Below are 16,566 nucleotides of genomic sequence, written 5' to 3'. Positions count from 1 at the left end.
TATGACGCTATATTATAAGAAGTGGGCTAAACATGTACTAATATGAAAAGGATAGTTTTCGAGTGAAGCTCGATTTAAGGGGGTGATGGTTTATTGAACTCGTTAGACGAGTTCAATGTATGCCATTGGTGTAGCATCACCACGGCGAATACGCGTTTTAACGATACGGGTATACCCACCGTTACGCTCTGTATATTTTGGAGCAACTTCATTAAGAAGCAATTTAGTCGCCTCTTTGTTTTGCAAAACAGCGAACACAGCACGGTGAGCATTTGCATCACCTGCACGTGCAGTTGTAATCAATTTTTCTGCAAATGAACGAAGTTCTTTTGCTTTGATCAACGTAGTTTCAATTTTACCGTGTTCAATCAACGCAATGCTAAGGTTGGTCAACAAAGCTTCACGATGTGCGCTCGTTCGACCTAGCTTGCGGTATCCGTGACGATGTCTCATGATACTTCCTCTTTATTATTTTAGACGATAAAGGAACATATCCCTTTATCTACGTTAACACTGGGTTTACTTCGGCAGTAAGCCCAAAAGCTAAATAATTGGATTATTCAGCTTCGATTTTCTTTTTGATAGCGCTGATGAGATCATCCGCGAGATCTTGTCCGACAGCATAACCGTATTCCGTGATTTTTTCTAAAATCTCTTCAAACGATTTTTTGCCGAGGTTTTTAACCTCTTTCAAATCATTTTGGCTCATCATTACGATTTCACCGATGTATTTGATGTTTGAGCGATCCAAACAGTTGAAACTGCGAGCACTTAGCCCAAGATCTTCAATACGGGCACCCAAACGTTTAAGTTCAGGATGTTCGTCACCGCGCTCAGTTGCAGCAGGAGCTTTGATACTCACTTCGCTGTTAAATACAGCCATTTGTGCGTACATTACTTCAAGCGCGTTTTTAAATGCGTCAACCGGAGAAATTTGTCCGTCGGTAACGATATTTATAACGACTTTTTCAAAATTCGGGTTATCTTCAACAAGAACGTTTTCAATAGCGTATGTTGCACGGCGAACCGGTGTAAAATAAGCATCCAACGCGATGTATCCATCACCCAAACTGTCCCGTACATCTTCACTCGGAGCGTATCCGATACCCTGATGAATTTTAACGCTGAATGTCAACGTCGCATCTTCATTCAAAGTTGCCAAAAATGCATTTGGGGTTACCACTTCAACATCATCATTATCCAAATCACTTCCATTAATTTCACAAGGGCCTGCAAAACTGTAAGTGATCTCTTTCTCTTTAAGGCCGTTTTTCAATTTGAAGCGGACACCTTTAAGGTTAATAATGAAATCCGAAATGTCTTCGAGCATACCGCGCACAGAGTCGAACTCATGCTTAGCACCCTCAATTTTAATACCGATCGGTGCGAATCCGACCGAGCTGCTTAGCAAAAAGCGGCGGATCGGATGGGCGAGTGAAACCGCAAATCCGGTTTCAAACGGATAAGCAATGATATTCGCTTCGTTCGCGCTGATTTGCTCGACGACAAACTCTTTCGGAAGAAGCGGTGATGTCTTAATTTTTTTCATGCTGAACGCCCTTTCTTTAATGATTATTTCGAGTAAAGCTCGACGATTAGACGTTCTTCAACAGGGATAACAACCTCTTCACGCTCTGGAAGACGTGTGAAAATACCGAACGCTTTATCTTGATCGATGTCAACCCATGCCGCAAGACCGGTTTGGTTGGTCAACTCAATCGCACGAACGATTTGGTTGTTTTTTTTACTTTTCTCGTGAATTTCCACTTTTTGACCCGGTTTTACACGGTAAGATGGAATATCAACACGTTTCCCGTCAACCAATACGTGACCGTGGTTTACCAATTGGCGTGCAAAACGACGAGTCGTTGCAAATCCCATACGGTAAACAACATTGTCAAGACGTTGCTCAAGAAGCATTACTAAGTTCGTACCGGTGTTACCTGTACGACGTTTTGCTTCACCGAACAATGAACGCATTTGTTTTTCGCTCAAACCGTACATAAATTTCGCTTTTTGTTTTTCACGAAGTTGTGTACCGTATTCAGAAATTTTTGTACGGCGTTGACCGTGTTGTCCTGGTCCGTAAGGACGTTTGTCAAGGGCACTTTTACCTGCAAGACGACGTTCACCTTTTAGTCCAAGGCTTACACCGAATCTTCTTTCGATTTTTTCTACGGGTCCTCTATATCTTGCCATTGCTAAACTCCTTAGACTCGTCGGCGCTTAGGCGCACGACATCCATTGTGTGGTAGTGGAGTAACGTCTTTCATGAAAGAAACACGGAGACCTTCGATCGCACCAACACTTTTAACTGCTGTTTCACGGCCAGAACCTGGACCTTGAACTTTAATTCCCACTTCTTTAATTCCGTGGACCATTGCTTTTTCCATCGCAGATTCTACTGCTTGTTGCGCAGCAAACGGAGTTGACTTTTTAGAACCTTTGAAACCAAGGGCACCAGCCGAACTCCATGCGATCATATTACCCATTTCATCTGTTACCGTTACAAGGGTATTGTTGAATGAAGCCAAGATATGTACGATACCTCGAGCAATATTCTTCTTTACGATTTTTTTACGGGTTGCTTTTCTTTTTGCCATACTCTAATCCCTTACTTTGTGGCTGAGCCGACGGTTTTCTTTTTACCTTTGCGTGTACGAGCATTGGTTTTGGTTTTTTGACCACGGCATGGGAGACCTTTACGATGACGAAGACCACGGTAAGAACCAAGATCCATCAACGCTTTAATATCCATAGCAACTTGTTTACGAAGGTCACCCTCTACAGCGATACCGCTGCTTCGGATCTCTTTAGCAAGCGTTGCCGCTTCATCTTCGCTGAGTTCGAATACACGTTTATTGTAATCGAGCCCTGTAGCATCCAAAATTTTGCGTGAAGTATGTAAACCGATACCGTAGATATAAGTTAATGCATACTCCAAACGTTTTTTCTTAGGTAAGTCCACACCAGCAATACGTGCCATGCTTATCCTTGTCTCTGTTTATGTTTTGGGGTTTTGCAGATTACGCGAACGACCCCTTTGCGCTTAATGATTTTGCAATCATCGCACATTTTCTTCACTGAAGAACGTACTTTCATCGGTAGGCTCCGTTGATTTAAATCACTTGCTTTTCGTAGGTGCGATTGATCACACCAATACTTGTAACTACGATTGAACGCAGTTAGAAACATTCAATTCTATTTGTCCGAAAGGGCAAAGTGGACGCGTATATTACAGTAAATAATGTTAAATTTTTATTAAGGTATAAAACAGGAGGATGATTCGGAGTGCGCTTACACAATTCGAATCATAAAAGGGGATTCCAAAACAGCATCTAATGACTTAAGCTCACGCATAAGTGCATGGATGGATCGTTCCGTCGCTTCATGAGTAGCAAAGAGCAGATGGGCACATTCGGTTTCGGAGGGACGCTGAATCACCGCTTCGATCGAAATCGCATGTTCAGCAAAAAGACTCGTAATCTGTGCCAAAATCCCCGGTTTATCCAAAACTCTCAAACGAAGATAATATTTTGATCGGATATCGTTTTGATCTTTTAGTCGAAGTCCCTCTTCGAGCGGATGGTTAAACCCGAGCATCGGAGAGCGTTTTCCCGAGCGAACGATGTCGATAATATTAGCAACTACAGCGCTCGCGGTCGCATTCCCGCCCGCACCCGGCCCGTAGTAGAGGGTTTCGCCGACACGATCACCGACGACACTGATACCGTTCATAACACCGTCGATTTTAGCAATCATCGCATCTTCTTTAACCAATGCCGCATGGACGCGAAGCTCCACTTCGGCATTATCACGCGCTGCGATTCCCAAAAGCTTGATTGTATAGCCGAACTCTTTGGCAAAAGCAATATCTGCCGCACTGATCCCTTCAATCCCCTCAATCAAAATCTCTTCGGGTTTCGCATCGATACCGTAGGCAATCGAAGCTAAGATAAGAAGTTTATGTGCCGCATCAAAACCGCCGATGTCGAAGGTTGGATCGGCTTCTGCATACCCTAATGCCTGCGCTTCGGCTAAAACACTCTCAAACGAAGCACCCTCATTCATCATTTTGGTCAGCATGAAGTTACAGGTACCGTTCATAATCCCCATAATGGAGAGAATATGGTTCGCAGAGAGTCCGTCACGCAACGCATTGATAATCGGAATTCCCCCTGCAACGCTCGCTTCAAACTCAAATGGGATATCTCCCGCAATCTCTTGAAGCTCATAGCGATGATAGGCTAAAAGGGCTTTATTTGCCGTTACTACCGCTTTACCGTTTTGGAGCGCTTTTTTAACGATCTCCAGCGGAAGTTCTATTCCCCCCATTAACTCTACAACAATGTCGATTTCCGGATCATCCACAACATCATAGGGGTTTTGGGAAACAGCGATAGAAAGATCACTCACTTTTGAGAGATCACGTACGACACCGCTTTTAACCACGATTTCATCACCCGAACGTGCCGTAATAATGGTTTTGTTCTCTTCTAATATTTGAACGACGGCACGTCCTACCGTACCGACACCGATAACACCGATACGGGTCACTCAGGAGCCTTACAATTCAAGGTACTCAAAAACTGTTTGATATTTTTAGCCGCTTGTCGAATACGCTGATCATTTTCGATCAAGGCGATGCGGACATATTGGTCACCGTAGTCACCGAATCCGATCCCCGGAGCTACCGCAACGTTTGCTTCCACCAAAAGACGTTTTGAAAATTCCAAACTTCCCATGTGAAGTGCGCACTCAGGGATTTTTGCCCAGACGAACATCGATGCCTGATTACGGCGTACCGGCCATCCGGCACGGTTAAACGCTTCGATCAAAACATTTTGGCGGTGATCATATTTGTCCGTAATCTCTTGAACACACGCTTGATCACCGGTAAGAGCTACCGTTGCGGCAACCTGAATCGGAGTAAACATCCCATAATCGAGCCAGCTTTTGATCTTTTGGAGCGCTCCGATGAGTTTTGCGTTTCCGACGAAGAAACCGACACGCCATCCCGCCATATTGTAGCTTTTTGAGAGGGTGAATGCTTCAACCGCAACATCTTTTGCCCCCGGTACAGAGAGAATAGAGGGGGTTTTATAGCCATCAAACGTCAAATCACCGTACGCAATGTCGCTGATAACATAAAAACGTTCCCGTTTTGCCATCGCAACGACACGAGTATAGAACTCCGGTGTTACCGTAGCGGTCGTCGGATTATGCGGAAAGTTGACGACAAGGTATTTCGGCTTTGGGAATGAGACATGAAATGCGTGTTCAAGTCGCTCGAAAAAGAGGTCTTCATCAACTTTATAATCTTCATCAAACGGCAATTCCATTTTTTGAACATTTCCCCCTGCCAAAATAAACCCGTATGAGTGAATCGGATAGGTCGGGTCAGGAACGACGACAACATCACCCGGATTCGTGATAGCGTACGCCAAATGGGCATATCCCTCTTTGGAACCCATAGTTGCAACCGCTTCGGTATCAGGATCGAGATCGACATCATAACGGCGTTTGTACCAGTCACAAATTGCTTGACGGAGTTTCGGAATCCCTTTGGAGACCGAATAGCCGTGTGTTTTAGTCTTTTCTGCCGATTCAACCAATTTTTTACGGATATGCTCAGGAGTATCTCCATCAGGATTTCCCATACTGAAATCGATAACGTCGGCACCTGAGCGTCTACGTGCCATTTTAAGCTCGTTTACTTCAGCGAATACATATTTTGGAAGGCGTTTAATCCGGTCAAATTGGATTTCATCAAACATGGCTACAACCTGTGATTAAAAAATTGCGCCATTTTAACATAAGAGGCTTAGTTTTTATATAATACGAGTGACTTATCGTCCCGAAGTAATTGACTCTATCCACATCCCCTCTTTCAGTACTTTCATCCCCTGCGCGTTTGAGATTTTAAGATAATAAGCCCCTTTGGGGAGTTCAAACCTAAACTCCTCCTTCGTATCCAAAGAACGAAAGGAGGATAATAGATTCATTGCTCCATCGAAAACCGCAATTTCCGGATACCATTTGCCGACATAAGGGGGTTCTATTCTAATATGCTGAGCCTCTTCTACACGAAACCATTGCGCAGTGCTCGCCCTTTTGAGTTCAGTCCCCTCATCACGTCCCAGTAAAACAGTATTCCAGATAGCATTTCGTGTATCAAGTACCAATGAAAGGCCTTTTTTAGGGTCAAAATGGGCCTTTTCGATACGTATATTCTGTTCTTGTAAATTTTCTGCTAAAAGTGAGGGAGTTAAAACTTTATTCGAAATTACCGTAGCGTTCAATATCCCTTTATCCTCTTGCATACGTAAGGAATCGATATCAACCCTGTACCCGAGGGTAGAAAATGCTTGGGTGATCGTACGTATACTCACTCTAAGATCACCTGTAAAAGTAATATTTGTGTTGATGGAGTCTCCAAAAAGGAGAAGCGGGGCGGAGAAAAGTATGAGTAAGCGTTTCATCACCGGTTATTTACCAGTTTTTTCCGCCGTTACGTTGGATAAATTCTTTTTCATTAATTTGTTTTAAAATACCTTTTTCACATATAAAGTGAACAGAATTTTTTTCATTGAATACCTTTTTATCTTCGGGAGATCCGATTTCAACTCTTCCGTGTCCGAGAACGATTAGCCAATCTTTCGTTGAATCGATAGCAATGGGGTCGCTTGTAATACTTTGCGTTTTTTCTCCGCTCGCTATATTGATCATCCCATACCACACTTTGAAGGTCGGGTAGATAGCAATTTCTTTCCCCGAAATCAGCGATTTTGACACCGTCGGTACACTTTTATTGAGCTCATTATTGACGGCTGGGCTTACAATCGGCACGGTTGTAATGTTTGTCTCATTGTTTTCACTGATATTGATATCTTCGGCACTGTTAGCATCTTCCATCACTTCTACCGCTAAAGTTGTAAGCTTCATTACCTCTTCACGCGGTTCAGTAGACATATTTCCCTGTAAAAAATATCCTCCTACCATCAAAATGATAATTAACGCTATTCCTGCCGCGACCCATTTGGGCTTTGAGTTAGAGGTAGATTGTAAAATAACCGATTGTTTTGGAGTAAGAATGTTTGCGTTATTCTGGCAAAATGCAGTATATTCTTCTTTGATTTCGCTTAGATCAATACCGTACTCACGTTCGAAGATTGATATGTATCCCATGAACTGAACTCGCCCAATTTCACCGTACGATTTAGTAAGAACCAAATCTACCTTATCACGAGAAATATGAGTTCTCTCATGAATTTTCTCTGTTCCCAGAGCCTGTAAATCTTCGAACGTGTTACATTGTTTCATCTCATTCTCTCCATCAAAATTGCGCCGGCAACACCGACATTTAAAGAATCAAAATCATGTGCCATCGGAATAGAAATACCGACGTCAAGGCTTTTTTGGACTCTGCCGCTTAAGCCCTCACCCTCATTACCCAATACCAAAACCCGCTTCGTTGCAAAAGTAGCTTCACGTACATCCACACCATCCATAACCGCTCCATATATCTGAAACCCTGATTGTTTCATCTCATGCAGCACATCATGGATATTGTGAACCACCACTAACGGCATATCGAGTGCGGCACCGCTGCTGGTACGGATCATTGCCTCTAAATTCGGCTCTTTAATCCCGCTAATGACTAATGCTTGAACCCCTAGTGCGTACGCACTTCGAATCAGAGAGCCGATATTACCCATATCGGTAATAGAACTCAGTACCACAACAAAATCACATTTTTTGAGAAAGGGAGAAGCGTACGGGACTACCTGTGAAATCTCGGCGATAAAACCTTGATGATTTCCCCCTTTTACCATCGATTGTGCCGCTTTTTCAGGGATTCGCTTAATCTCAAACCCCATTTTCATTAGGGCAGAGTACTCTTTTTTGTCGACCTCTTTTGCCAGGTAAAGAACCTTAATACGGTCTTTGTGACGTTCGATTGCATAATAAACCGGTTGTTTTCCATAAATAAGCATGAAGTATTATATCCTAAGATTTCATGAGGCGTGTATAGCACTCTTTGGGATTTTCACCCGTAATTTTTGCGATCAGTTTTGAAGCCGCTTTTTTAGGGATATCAAGGGCGAGGATATCCTGTTCATTCAACGACGAACCTTGAGTCTCTGAGGCTTCGATCACCACAACCCACTCTCCTCTGATCTCTTTTTCCATCTGAGGAATCAATTCCGAGGCCACTCCTCGATAAAACCGCTGATACCGTTTTGTCAACTCTTTGGCCAAAAAGATCTTACGATCAGGAACGGCTACGGAGAGCTCGATAAGCAATTTATCAAGGCGTTTCGGTGATTCATAAAGTATCGTAGTGTATCCGTTAAAGAGTGCTTCTTGAAGTGCTGTGCTACGATCATTCCCTTTATGGGGCAAAAAGCCGAAGAAAAGCATTTTTGTTTCCACAAATCCGCTCGCGACAAAAGCGGTCAATGCCGCATTCGCCCCCGGTAAAATATCATACGCAATTCCCTTATCCAGACAATAACGAACCAACATCTGTCCCGGATCACTTATTCCCGGCATCCCAGCATCACTCACATAGACTACATTTTGATCAAAAAAATCGGGGGTGAGTTTGGAAATAAACTCCGCTTCATTATGGGAATGAAGACTTAGAAAATGGGGTTCGCTCGTCGTAAGATTATGACGCTCTTTGAGCAAATGAATCAGTTTTTTGGTGACACGGGTATCTTCACAAAGAATAGTATTGGCAGTAGATAAAACATCAAGAGAACGAAGTGAGATATCAGAAATATTTCCGATAGGAGTGGGGACGAGGCTTAGCATAAGAGTGCTCAGTTTCTGCCCCCAAAGAGGCAAAGGTTTAAATTACGAATTTAATGCGTAACGTTTTTTGAATTTATCGATACGACCTGCAGTATCTACTTGACGTTCAGAACCGGTATAAAACGGATGACATGCGCTGCAGATATCGACACGGATGGTATCTTTTGTGCTGGTTGTTGTGAATGAGTTACCGCATGCGCAGCTTGCTGTACATTCAACAACGTTCGGGTGAAGATCTTTTTTCATAGGTTTGCCTTGTGATCGACGGCGTTGTACGTCGGTCTGTATAGTTTTATATCCGTACGGGGGCGGATAATTGGAGGCGAATTATAACGAAAAATTTCTTTTTTTACAATAAACGTGATGCTACCGCTACCGCAGCCGTTTCAGAACGGAGAATCATCGGCAAAGGAAAGAGGCGAATACGATGATCACTAAACAATTTCCGTTCACTCTCATCAAATCCCCCCTCACACCCGATCACAACCGTATCGATCGCTTCATTGCCCGAAAGAGGCTCTCCTCCGAAATCAAAAATAACCGCCTGAGGATTACTTTTTAGAAAAGTGCTCAAATTCGGAGATTCGCTCATCTCAATCAATGACGTTCGTCCGCACTGCATAATCGAACTCTCCATAATCCGTTTATATCGTTCAAAATCGAGACGAAAATTTTGTTGTGAGCGGCGGCAATGGATAAAGGTGATTTTAGCAACTCCGAGTTCAGTGAGCATCGGTAATGTTTTTTCAACGGTTTTTGGATCAATCAGACACCATCCGATATGAAGAGATTTCTCACTCTCACACGGTGCATTATGATGACTTTGTAACGAGAAATAAGCATTGCGTCCATCGGTTCGTTCCATACGATAGCGATACTCTTCACGTAAACGCTCGCCGGAACGAAACGCGATTAAGTCTCCCGTTTTATGGCGTCGTACTTTGATGAGATATTTATAATCATCCCCTGAAACACTCAGTTCCTCTGCCCCGACCTCATTATGAAGAAGAAATTTCATTGCAGCATCATCCAAATAGTCATTGTCCCCAACAATCCCATCTCAATACCTAAAAAACGAAATGCTTTTTTCTTATAAAGCTCAAATGCGCCCTCTTGGCTAATATCGGTTTTACGTTTGAGCGTTTTATACCGTTTAGCTTCAAGGATGATCATAATAATGGCGATGGCAATCATGGCAAGATTGGCAAAGGTAAATTCAAGATGTTTTGCGGCCATCATCACGGCACCGGTAAAAAGGATCAACGCGATCAATGAGCCTGAAATCGGCATTACAATCCGCATCCGTTTGGCATAGCGGATAAGATGATGAGAGAGTGTCAACATAACGATGTTAAACACTACGACCCCCATCAACACAATCACCCCGAAATAGTGGATATTAAGTCCGGTTGTATACATAGCTTCCATAAAGTGGATTTTACCTTAAATTGCCTATAATGACTCACAAAATCACTCCCCGATCATTGAATATTTTATGCATTGAGGAAGAGAGATACTCCAAGGAGATGAAATGGCGATCAGTGTAGAAGAGGCACTCAATTTGGTTTACTCGTTTGTGTCGCCGACACAAACTGAAATCGTACCGATTGAAAACGCTGTTCATCGAATCTTATCAGAACCGATTATTGCGCAACACTCTCTCCCCTCTTTTGATAATTCGGCAATGGACGGCTATGCCGTACGCACCGAAGATGCGGGTAAAACGCTGAAACAATCCTGTGTTATTTTTGCCGGAGACGGAAATGAAATACGGATGATAGAAGATCAATGTATTCGGATTATGACCGGAGCTAAAATACCGCAAGGGTGTGCAGCCATTGTCCCTATTGAAGAGGTACATATCACAGAAGATCAAATCACTTTGCCTGCCGCTATTAAACCTTCTCAACATATTCGTCTTAAAGGGGAAGATATTCAGGCGGGAATGAGCTTGCTTGAGAGCGGAACAATGCTTCATGCCCACCATATTTCTCTTTTGGCATCACAGGGGATTACCCACGTTAAGCTCTATCGACGTCCGCGTGTCGCCCTTTTCTCTTCCGGAAATGAGCTCAAAATGCATTATGAACCTCTGGGAGCCAATCAGCTTTACAATACTAATACCCCTACGTTTGCCGCACGTGCCGAAGAGCTGGGGTGTGATGTGATCTTTACCGGAACCGCAGAAGATACCCTTGCCTCTATCCAAGAGCATATTCAACGTGCACTCAATGCTGACTTGATCATCACTTCAGGAGGAGTCAGTGTCGGGGATGCCGATTTTACCAAAGAAGCTTTTCAAACCCTTGGCTTCGAGAGTGCTTTTGAATCGGTAGACATTAAACCCGGTAAACCGACGACATTCGGGCGAATCGGCACGACGCTCATCCTTAATCTTCCGGGAAATCCCCTCGCAGCAGCTCTATGTTTCGAGGTGTTCGGTCAAAGTGGTATTTTAGCACTGAGCGGCCGTTCGGATAAATATCTCTCCACCATTACAACAAAAATGGCTGAACCGTTTAAAATGAAAAAGGGGAGACGTTCTCTGATCCCGGGATGGTTTGATGGCTCTTCCTTTACCCCGAGTGAAAAATTCGGTCCGGGAATGGTGTTGCCGCTTTCACGTGCCAATGCATACATGATGGTGGATGCTTCGGTGGAGGGATTTGAAAAAGATGCTGTTGTGAAAATTATTCCGACTCGCTGGTGCATGAGTTCAGAGAAACAAACTTCTCTGATAACACTTTAAACACTCATGGGGTTAACGAACGTCTCTCCCGCTAAAACTTTCTCCCACAGCTGCGGGTCACTCCACCCTTGACGTACTTCATCACTAAAATGGATATCTTCCAGTTTAATTAATCCCATCAGTTCGGAATAGGCGTCTTCACGAAAGCACTGCGCGTATCCTGTCTCGGTTTCATGAACGATGATACTGCTAAGGCGTACCATCTTTTCGCCGTTAACCATTTTAGTAAACCATATGAGTTTGTCGATCATAACAAACATGATACGGCTAAATTGCTCGCAAGAGGGGGAAACAGGAAGCATCGCCCAACGATTCGAGTGAGACTTCATCGCTTCAATGTACTCTGTCTCATCCCCATCCCAAATGGCTACGGCATGATCGAAACTGTCTATCAGTTCTTTGATCCCCTGCTTCATTAATCCAAAATCATAAATCATCTGTCCATTGTCCAGATATGCTGATTCAAACAGCACTTCGACTTTATACGAATGTCCGTGAATGGAGGCACGGCACCGCTGAGTGGAACACCCTCGCACAACATGAGCATTTTCAAATTTAAATAATTTACGAATTATCATAATCTACCTTACCATTTTGAGGTCAAACAATGCGACCTCAAGTGTTATACGTATTATACACCGTGGTTTTGATCCCAGATACGGATATGAAGACGATCGGAATAGATAAACCCGCGTCGTTTACATAGCTCGATCACCGCTTCGCAGTTCGCTTCGATATGGGCTTTATCACCCCCTAACGGCATACAATAAACAGGGGTAAAAGGGTGGGAAGCAATGATCGCATCAATCTCCTCTTCCATGTGTGATCCCAGCGAAGGCTCATCCACACTGAATTTAAAAAAACTCTCTTTGGTGTTAGCGATAATAGCACCGTACACCTCCGGTTTGACCCGACGCTCACAGGGCTCGCCGCTGTTGGAGAGTTTCACCGAGAGGGCATAGGTCGCCTCACGATAAAACGGATATCGAACAAAATCGGGAGCAATCGTCGCATTGGTCTCAAACGTCACACGATGCCCCTGAGAGATCAGATGCTCGATAAATTCGACAAAAATCGGCTCATTGGCATAGATAAGAGGCTCACCGCCCGTCAATACGACATCCACATGAGGCGGTAAGCGATAGCCGTTCATGATCCAAATGAGGCTTTGCAGCTCTTCGATCTCCATCCACAAATCGCCGAATCCTTTGCGATCGACTGCATAGACCGTATCGCATCCGAGCACTTCGCGCCCATCAGGGGTGATTTCAGTGCACCCGAATCCCTCACATTTGAGATTGCACCCTCCGAAACGGAAAAAGAGCGACGGGGTTCCGACGTATTTCCCCTCACCTTGTACCGAATAAAAATGCTCAACCAGATATAGCATCTTTATCCCCCCGTCTCATAAAATGCACGGCTTGAGAGCTCAGTATCCCCATCGCTCCAGCGGTTTTTTTCCGGCTTGGTTCGGATCACCTCTTTGAGGACTAAAGCTGCCTCTTTAATGTCACCTCGGCGAATCGCATCGCGGATAGACATCGCTTCATCAAAATACAAACACGGAATCAGATTCCCCTCTGCGGTAAGACGGATACGATTGCATTTGGTACAAAAGTCGTCTTTGTGCGGTTCGATAATCCCAAACTCATATCCATCCTCAAGCTTATAATAATGAGACGGCGAATGACCGTCAAAGCCCTCGTCACTGAAGTGATAGCGATTTCCGATGATACTAAGCAGTTCAGGGCTTTGCATCCCTTTGATATCCACTTCGGCATGGACGTTTTCCATGTATTCGATAAACCGAACCGTCATTCCACGCTCTTTACAGTATTCCAAAACATCCAAGACTTCGATATCATTTAGCCCCTTCATCGGAACCATATTGACTTTGACCTTTAGCCCCACTTTTAGAGCTTCTTCTATCCCCTCAAGCACTTGACGCAAAACATCTTTTTTAGCAATCTTTTCTGCAACCTCCGGTTTGAGCGAATCAATGGAGACATTAAGACGGCGAAGACCTGCATTATAGAGCTTTTGAGCGTGACCTTTGAGTAAAAAAGCATTGGTCGTCATCGCAAGATCAATATCGTTTTTATAGTCATAAATCATTTTAATAAACTTATCGAGGTCCTCACGAAGCAGCGGCTCCCCGCCGGTTATCCGAATTTTTTTCACCCCTTCGTCTATGGCTACTTTAATAAATTCAAATAATTCTTCAAAACTGAGTAAATTTTCTTTCGGTACCCATGAAAAGGGTTTTTCGGGCATACAATACTGACATCTAAAATTACACCGTTCCGTTACCGAAACACGTAAATAATCGACTGTTCTGCCATAGCTATCTATTAACACAATTGTCCTTGCAAGAGGAAAGTGTTCGGATGGTATCTAAAAGTTGTTTTGAGTTTTATTTATTGTGAGAGTTAAGAGGAAGAATCCCCGAAAGGGGAAACTTTTACCAGCCGCGAACGACTGCGTGACATGCCGTACAGGCATTCACGATTTCAGAATACGATTGACTTGCTTTTGAATACTCTTTTTTGTTAAGCGCTTTGAGCAAATCAGCCGAAGCTGAATCGATACGTTTTGCCGCATTAAAAGCAATATTACTCATATGCTGTTTATCTTTTGGGAGATATTTTTTGCTTGCATCGACATTATGAAAAAGGGCATTAGCTTTTTGAATTTCACTGACGCCCCCCTTGATCAATGCGGGTGCATTGTAAAGGAACCCTTTTTGAACATTGCTCAAACCGTTTTCCATTTGGCTCATATTAAGTGCCAATGTCTCATCTGCCATTGCACCGACACTAAGGAGTGCCGATAATGCTAAAATTTTAACCATTTTCATCCATTACTCCTTAGTGAACTTCTGACCAGATTTTGCGTTTCCACAACCATGCCAAGATAGCAAAAATCAACGTATAAAGCATTACCCATAGACCGGTAGTCTCACGTTCCGCTTTTTTAGAATCGCCGATCTCTTCCATGTACGCGATAACTTCTTCCTGCGATTTTTCAGTCAAACCGACACGTGGCATAGAAGTACCGTGTAGCAATACTTGCGGATCATTGATAAAGCTGTGCAGATAGTGCTCCCCGCGACTTTTAATGTATTGAGATAAATCCGGAGGAGTCGCACCCATATACGCTTTTAAATTATCTTTAGGGGTTGTTGCTTGGATTCCGGCATATTTCATATCATGACAACGTCCGCACGCCGCTTCAAATGTCGCTTTGTTCGCTTCTTTACCCTCTGCTACTTTTGGAGTAACCGATTGCAAATAGGCCACGATATCCATAATCTCTTGAGGTGACATCCAGTTATACGAAGGCATCGGGAACGCTTTGCCGCTTTCAGGAGTATATTTTCCTTCTAAATGCATCGCCGTGACCGGATCAAATATAAAGTTAGCCAAATAATTTTTATCATAAATTCGGCCCGCACTGCTTAAATCCGGCGGAACAACACCGTACGATGCCGCTGCGTCCGCATTAGGCATCATTTGTGGATATCCTGCCGCATCAATAGCATGACATGCAATACAGTTTGCTTCGACAAGTACTTTACCGTTCTCAACATTACCCGCCAAAGAAGTATCAACATTTTTCAGTGTCTTAAAACTGAAGTCTGCCGGAGAAACTTCAGGGTGCATAATATGGTGAGCGTATGGCTCAATACCGTAATAGGTAATGCCGACAAGTGCGGCAATAACTGCTAAAATCTTAAACTCTTTCATTATTTGCCTCCCACTTTTTTGGCTTCTGCTTTGGTAATAAACGGCAATGCAGCAAACAATACCAAGAATGTCATTGATGAAGCAAAACCTACCCATGCATTTGCACCGGTCGGAGGTAATTTACCGTACACGGTAAGGACGATCAAATCCACCATCAAAAACCAGAACCAGTATTTAAAATACGGACGTTGATTTGCCGGTTTTACCATCGGTGAGCGATCCAACCATGGCATGACAAAGAAAATAGCATTTGCAATTGCAAACGCGATCAAACCTAACGATTTACCTGAAATACCGGCAATTTCAAAGAAGAATCCGCGTAATACTTCATAGCTCCACAAGAAATACCATTCAGGGTAGATGTGTGCCGGAGTTTTAAGACCGTCTGCTTTATCAAAGTTTACCGGATCCATCGCAAAGTTGTAATGGAAGAAAACCAAATAGAAAAAGAACAACATAAAGAAACCGAGAACAAAGAAATCTTTTGACAAGAATACAGGCCAAAAAGGGACAACTTTAGACTCTTTTTTGTTTCCTGCAAGGTATTTTTCCGCTTCTTCGTCAAAATCGAAAAACTCACCCTCTTCATTATTAACGTGTGGAAATCGAAGTGCGTAAAAGTGAAATACAATCGCACCGATAATAGCTAACGGCAATAACAACACGTGAAGCATAAAGAAACGGGTTAAAGTAGAATCGGAAACATAGAAGTTACCGCGAATCCAAACAACCAATTCATCCCCGATAAACGGGATACCGCCGAAAATTTCGGTAATAACGTACGCCGCCCAGTATGACATTTGTCCCCATGGAAGCATATATCCGCTGAATCCTTCTGCAGAGAAAAGGACGAATAAGAGCATACCTGATACCCAAATCATCTCACGCCCTTTTTTATAAGAGCCGTAATAGATACCGGTAAACATATGGACATAAATCACCAAGAAAACAACCGAAGCACCTACTGCGTGAATATGTCGGAACAACCAACCGTACGCAACTTCTTGCATAATCGTGTAGTTAACACTGTCAAACGCCATATTAACGTCCGGTTTGTAATACATCAAAAGAAAAATTCCGGATACTACGAGAAAAGTGAACAATACGGTCAGCAAAACACCCATCGCCCACAAAAAGTTAATATTTTTCGGAATCCAATACTCGGTCATCATTACTTTTACAAAATTAACAACACCTAAACGCTGATCAAACCACTCGAGCATCGAGTCTGCTTTTTTAAATTCTGCCATC

The 16,566-nt window shown here is 43.4% G+C and carries 22 protein-coding genes; 1 reads left to right on the top strand and 21 read right to left on the bottom strand.

From position 1 onward, the window contains the following. Positions 1–102: 102 nt before the first annotated feature. The 15 genes from rplQ to RMO68_RS00955 all read right to left on the bottom strand — a co-directional run bounded on the left by rplQ (position 103) and on the right by RMO68_RS00955 (position 10,248). Entirely contained in the window at positions 103–453 is a 351-nt protein-coding gene (rplQ, locus tag RMO68_RS01025; RefSeq protein ID WP_294894092.1) for a 50S ribosomal protein L17, read from the bottom strand. 103 nt (positions 454–556) lie between these two features. Then, the gene (locus tag RMO68_RS01020; protein WP_310438855.1) at positions 557–1,549 is read right to left on the bottom strand and encodes a DNA-directed RNA polymerase subunit alpha; all 993 of its coding nucleotides are present in this window, start codon (positions 1,547–1,549) and stop codon (positions 557–559) included. Positions 1,550–1,572: 23 nt separating this feature from the next. Then, positions 1,573–2,199, bottom strand: a complete 627-nt coding sequence (gene rpsD, locus RMO68_RS01015; RefSeq protein WP_013461151.1) for a 30S ribosomal protein S4 — start codon at positions 2,197–2,199, stop codon at positions 1,573–1,575. Between the two features lie 11 nt (positions 2,200–2,210). Then, positions 2,211–2,603: a 30S ribosomal protein S11 gene (rpsK, locus tag RMO68_RS01010; protein ID WP_013461152.1), complete on the bottom strand. Its 393-nt coding sequence runs from the start codon at positions 2,601–2,603 to the stop codon at positions 2,211–2,213. Positions 2,604–2,614: 11 nt separating this feature from the next. Beyond that, a complete protein-coding gene (gene rpsM, locus RMO68_RS01005) occupies positions 2,615–2,986 on the bottom strand; it encodes a 30S ribosomal protein S13 (protein WP_299804420.1) in 372 nt (123 codons plus the stop codon). Between the two features lie 2 nt (positions 2,987–2,988). Next, positions 2,989–3,102, bottom strand: coding sequence for a 50S ribosomal protein L36 (gene rpmJ, locus RMO68_RS01000; protein ID WP_015654591.1), 114 nt, complete (start codon positions 3,100–3,102; stop codon positions 2,989–2,991). A gap of 195 nt (positions 3,103–3,297) precedes the next feature. Further along, a complete protein-coding gene (locus RMO68_RS00995; RefSeq protein ID WP_310438854.1) occupies positions 3,298–4,557 on the bottom strand; it encodes a homoserine dehydrogenase in 1,260 nt (419 codons plus the stop codon). Beyond that, positions 4,554–5,777, bottom strand: coding sequence for an LL-diaminopimelate aminotransferase (locus RMO68_RS00990; protein ID WP_310438853.1), 1,224 nt, complete (start codon positions 5,775–5,777; stop codon positions 4,554–4,556). The genes RMO68_RS00995 and RMO68_RS00990 overlap by 4 nt, the downstream gene beginning before the upstream one ends. A 72-nt stretch (positions 5,778–5,849) precedes the next feature. Next, positions 5,850–6,482, bottom strand: a complete 633-nt coding sequence (locus tag RMO68_RS00985) for a hypothetical protein (protein ID WP_310438852.1) — start codon at positions 6,480–6,482, stop codon at positions 5,850–5,852. Between the two features lie 10 nt (positions 6,483–6,492). Then, positions 6,493–7,323: a hypothetical protein gene (locus RMO68_RS00980; RefSeq protein WP_310438851.1), complete on the bottom strand. Its 831-nt coding sequence runs from the start codon at positions 7,321–7,323 to the stop codon at positions 6,493–6,495. Further along, positions 7,320–7,997 (bottom strand): 23S rRNA (guanosine(2251)-2'-O)-methyltransferase RlmB, encoded by a 678-nt coding sequence (gene rlmB, locus RMO68_RS00975; protein WP_310438850.1) that lies wholly within the window; start codon positions 7,995–7,997, stop codon positions 7,320–7,322. Before rlmB ends, RMO68_RS00980 begins: the two co-directional genes overlap by 4 nt. A gap of 13 nt (positions 7,998–8,010) precedes the next feature. Beyond that, on the bottom strand, positions 8,011–8,820 hold the full coding sequence (gene rsmI / locus RMO68_RS00970) for a 16S rRNA (cytidine(1402)-2'-O)-methyltransferase (protein WP_310438849.1): 810 nt from the start codon (positions 8,818–8,820) through the stop codon (positions 8,011–8,013). 42 nt (positions 8,821–8,862) lie between these two features. After that, positions 8,863–9,066, bottom strand: coding sequence for a 50S ribosomal protein L31 (gene rpmE, locus RMO68_RS00965; RefSeq protein WP_299935407.1), 204 nt, complete (start codon positions 9,064–9,066; stop codon positions 8,863–8,865). 103 nt (positions 9,067–9,169) lie between these two features. Further along, positions 9,170–9,838 (bottom strand): 16S rRNA (uracil(1498)-N(3))-methyltransferase, encoded by a 669-nt coding sequence (locus tag RMO68_RS00960; RefSeq protein ID WP_310438848.1) that lies wholly within the window; start codon positions 9,836–9,838, stop codon positions 9,170–9,172. Next, positions 9,835–10,248, bottom strand: a complete 414-nt coding sequence (locus tag RMO68_RS00955; RefSeq protein WP_310438847.1) for a hypothetical protein — start codon at positions 10,246–10,248, stop codon at positions 9,835–9,837. Before RMO68_RS00955 ends, RMO68_RS00960 begins: the two co-directional genes overlap by 4 nt. A gap of 103 nt (positions 10,249–10,351) precedes the next feature. On the opposite strand from RMO68_RS00955, the gene glp reads away from it, so the two are divergent. Further along, a complete protein-coding gene (gene glp / locus RMO68_RS00950) occupies positions 10,352–11,569 on the top strand; it encodes a gephyrin-like molybdotransferase Glp (protein ID WP_310438846.1) in 1,218 nt (405 codons plus the stop codon). On the opposite strand, the gene RMO68_RS00945 is transcribed toward glp, so the two are convergent. The 6 genes from RMO68_RS00945 to RMO68_RS00920 all read right to left on the bottom strand — a co-directional run bounded on the left by RMO68_RS00945 (position 11,566) and on the right by RMO68_RS00920 (position 16,565). After that, a complete protein-coding gene (locus RMO68_RS00945) occupies positions 11,566–12,147 on the bottom strand; it encodes a 6-pyruvoyl tetrahydropterin synthase family protein (RefSeq protein WP_310438845.1) in 582 nt (193 codons plus the stop codon). The genes glp and RMO68_RS00945 overlap by 4 nt on opposite strands. Positions 12,148–12,200: 53 nt before the next feature. After that, positions 12,201–12,959, bottom strand: coding sequence for a 7-carboxy-7-deazaguanine synthase QueE (locus RMO68_RS00940; protein WP_310438844.1), 759 nt, complete (start codon positions 12,957–12,959; stop codon positions 12,201–12,203). A 2-nt stretch (positions 12,960–12,961) separates the two neighbouring features. Continuing rightward, entirely contained in the window at positions 12,962–13,927 is a 966-nt protein-coding gene (gene moaA / locus RMO68_RS00935) for a GTP 3',8-cyclase MoaA (protein ID WP_310438843.1), read from the bottom strand. A 103-nt stretch (positions 13,928–14,030) separates the two neighbouring features. After that, positions 14,031–14,426: a hypothetical protein gene (locus RMO68_RS00930; protein ID WP_310438842.1), complete on the bottom strand. Its 396-nt coding sequence runs from the start codon at positions 14,424–14,426 to the stop codon at positions 14,031–14,033. Positions 14,427–14,436: 10 nt separating this feature from the next. Next, complete coding sequence (locus tag RMO68_RS00925; protein ID WP_310438841.1) at positions 14,437–15,315, bottom strand: c-type cytochrome; 879 nt, start codon at positions 15,313–15,315, stop codon at positions 14,437–14,439. Further along, the gene (locus RMO68_RS00920) at positions 15,315–16,565 is read right to left on the bottom strand and encodes a cytochrome bc complex cytochrome b subunit (protein WP_310438840.1); all 1,251 of its coding nucleotides are present in this window, start codon (positions 16,563–16,565) and stop codon (positions 15,315–15,317) included. Before RMO68_RS00920 ends, RMO68_RS00925 begins: the two co-directional genes overlap by 1 nt. Position 16,566: the final 1 nt, after the last annotated feature.

It is taken from the genome of Sulfuricurvum sp. (genome assembly GCF_031427015.1).
Classification (GTDB): domain Bacteria; phylum Campylobacterota; class Campylobacteria; order Campylobacterales; family Sulfurimonadaceae; genus Sulfuricurvum.
This window is presented reverse-complemented; position numbering and strand designations above follow the sequence as displayed.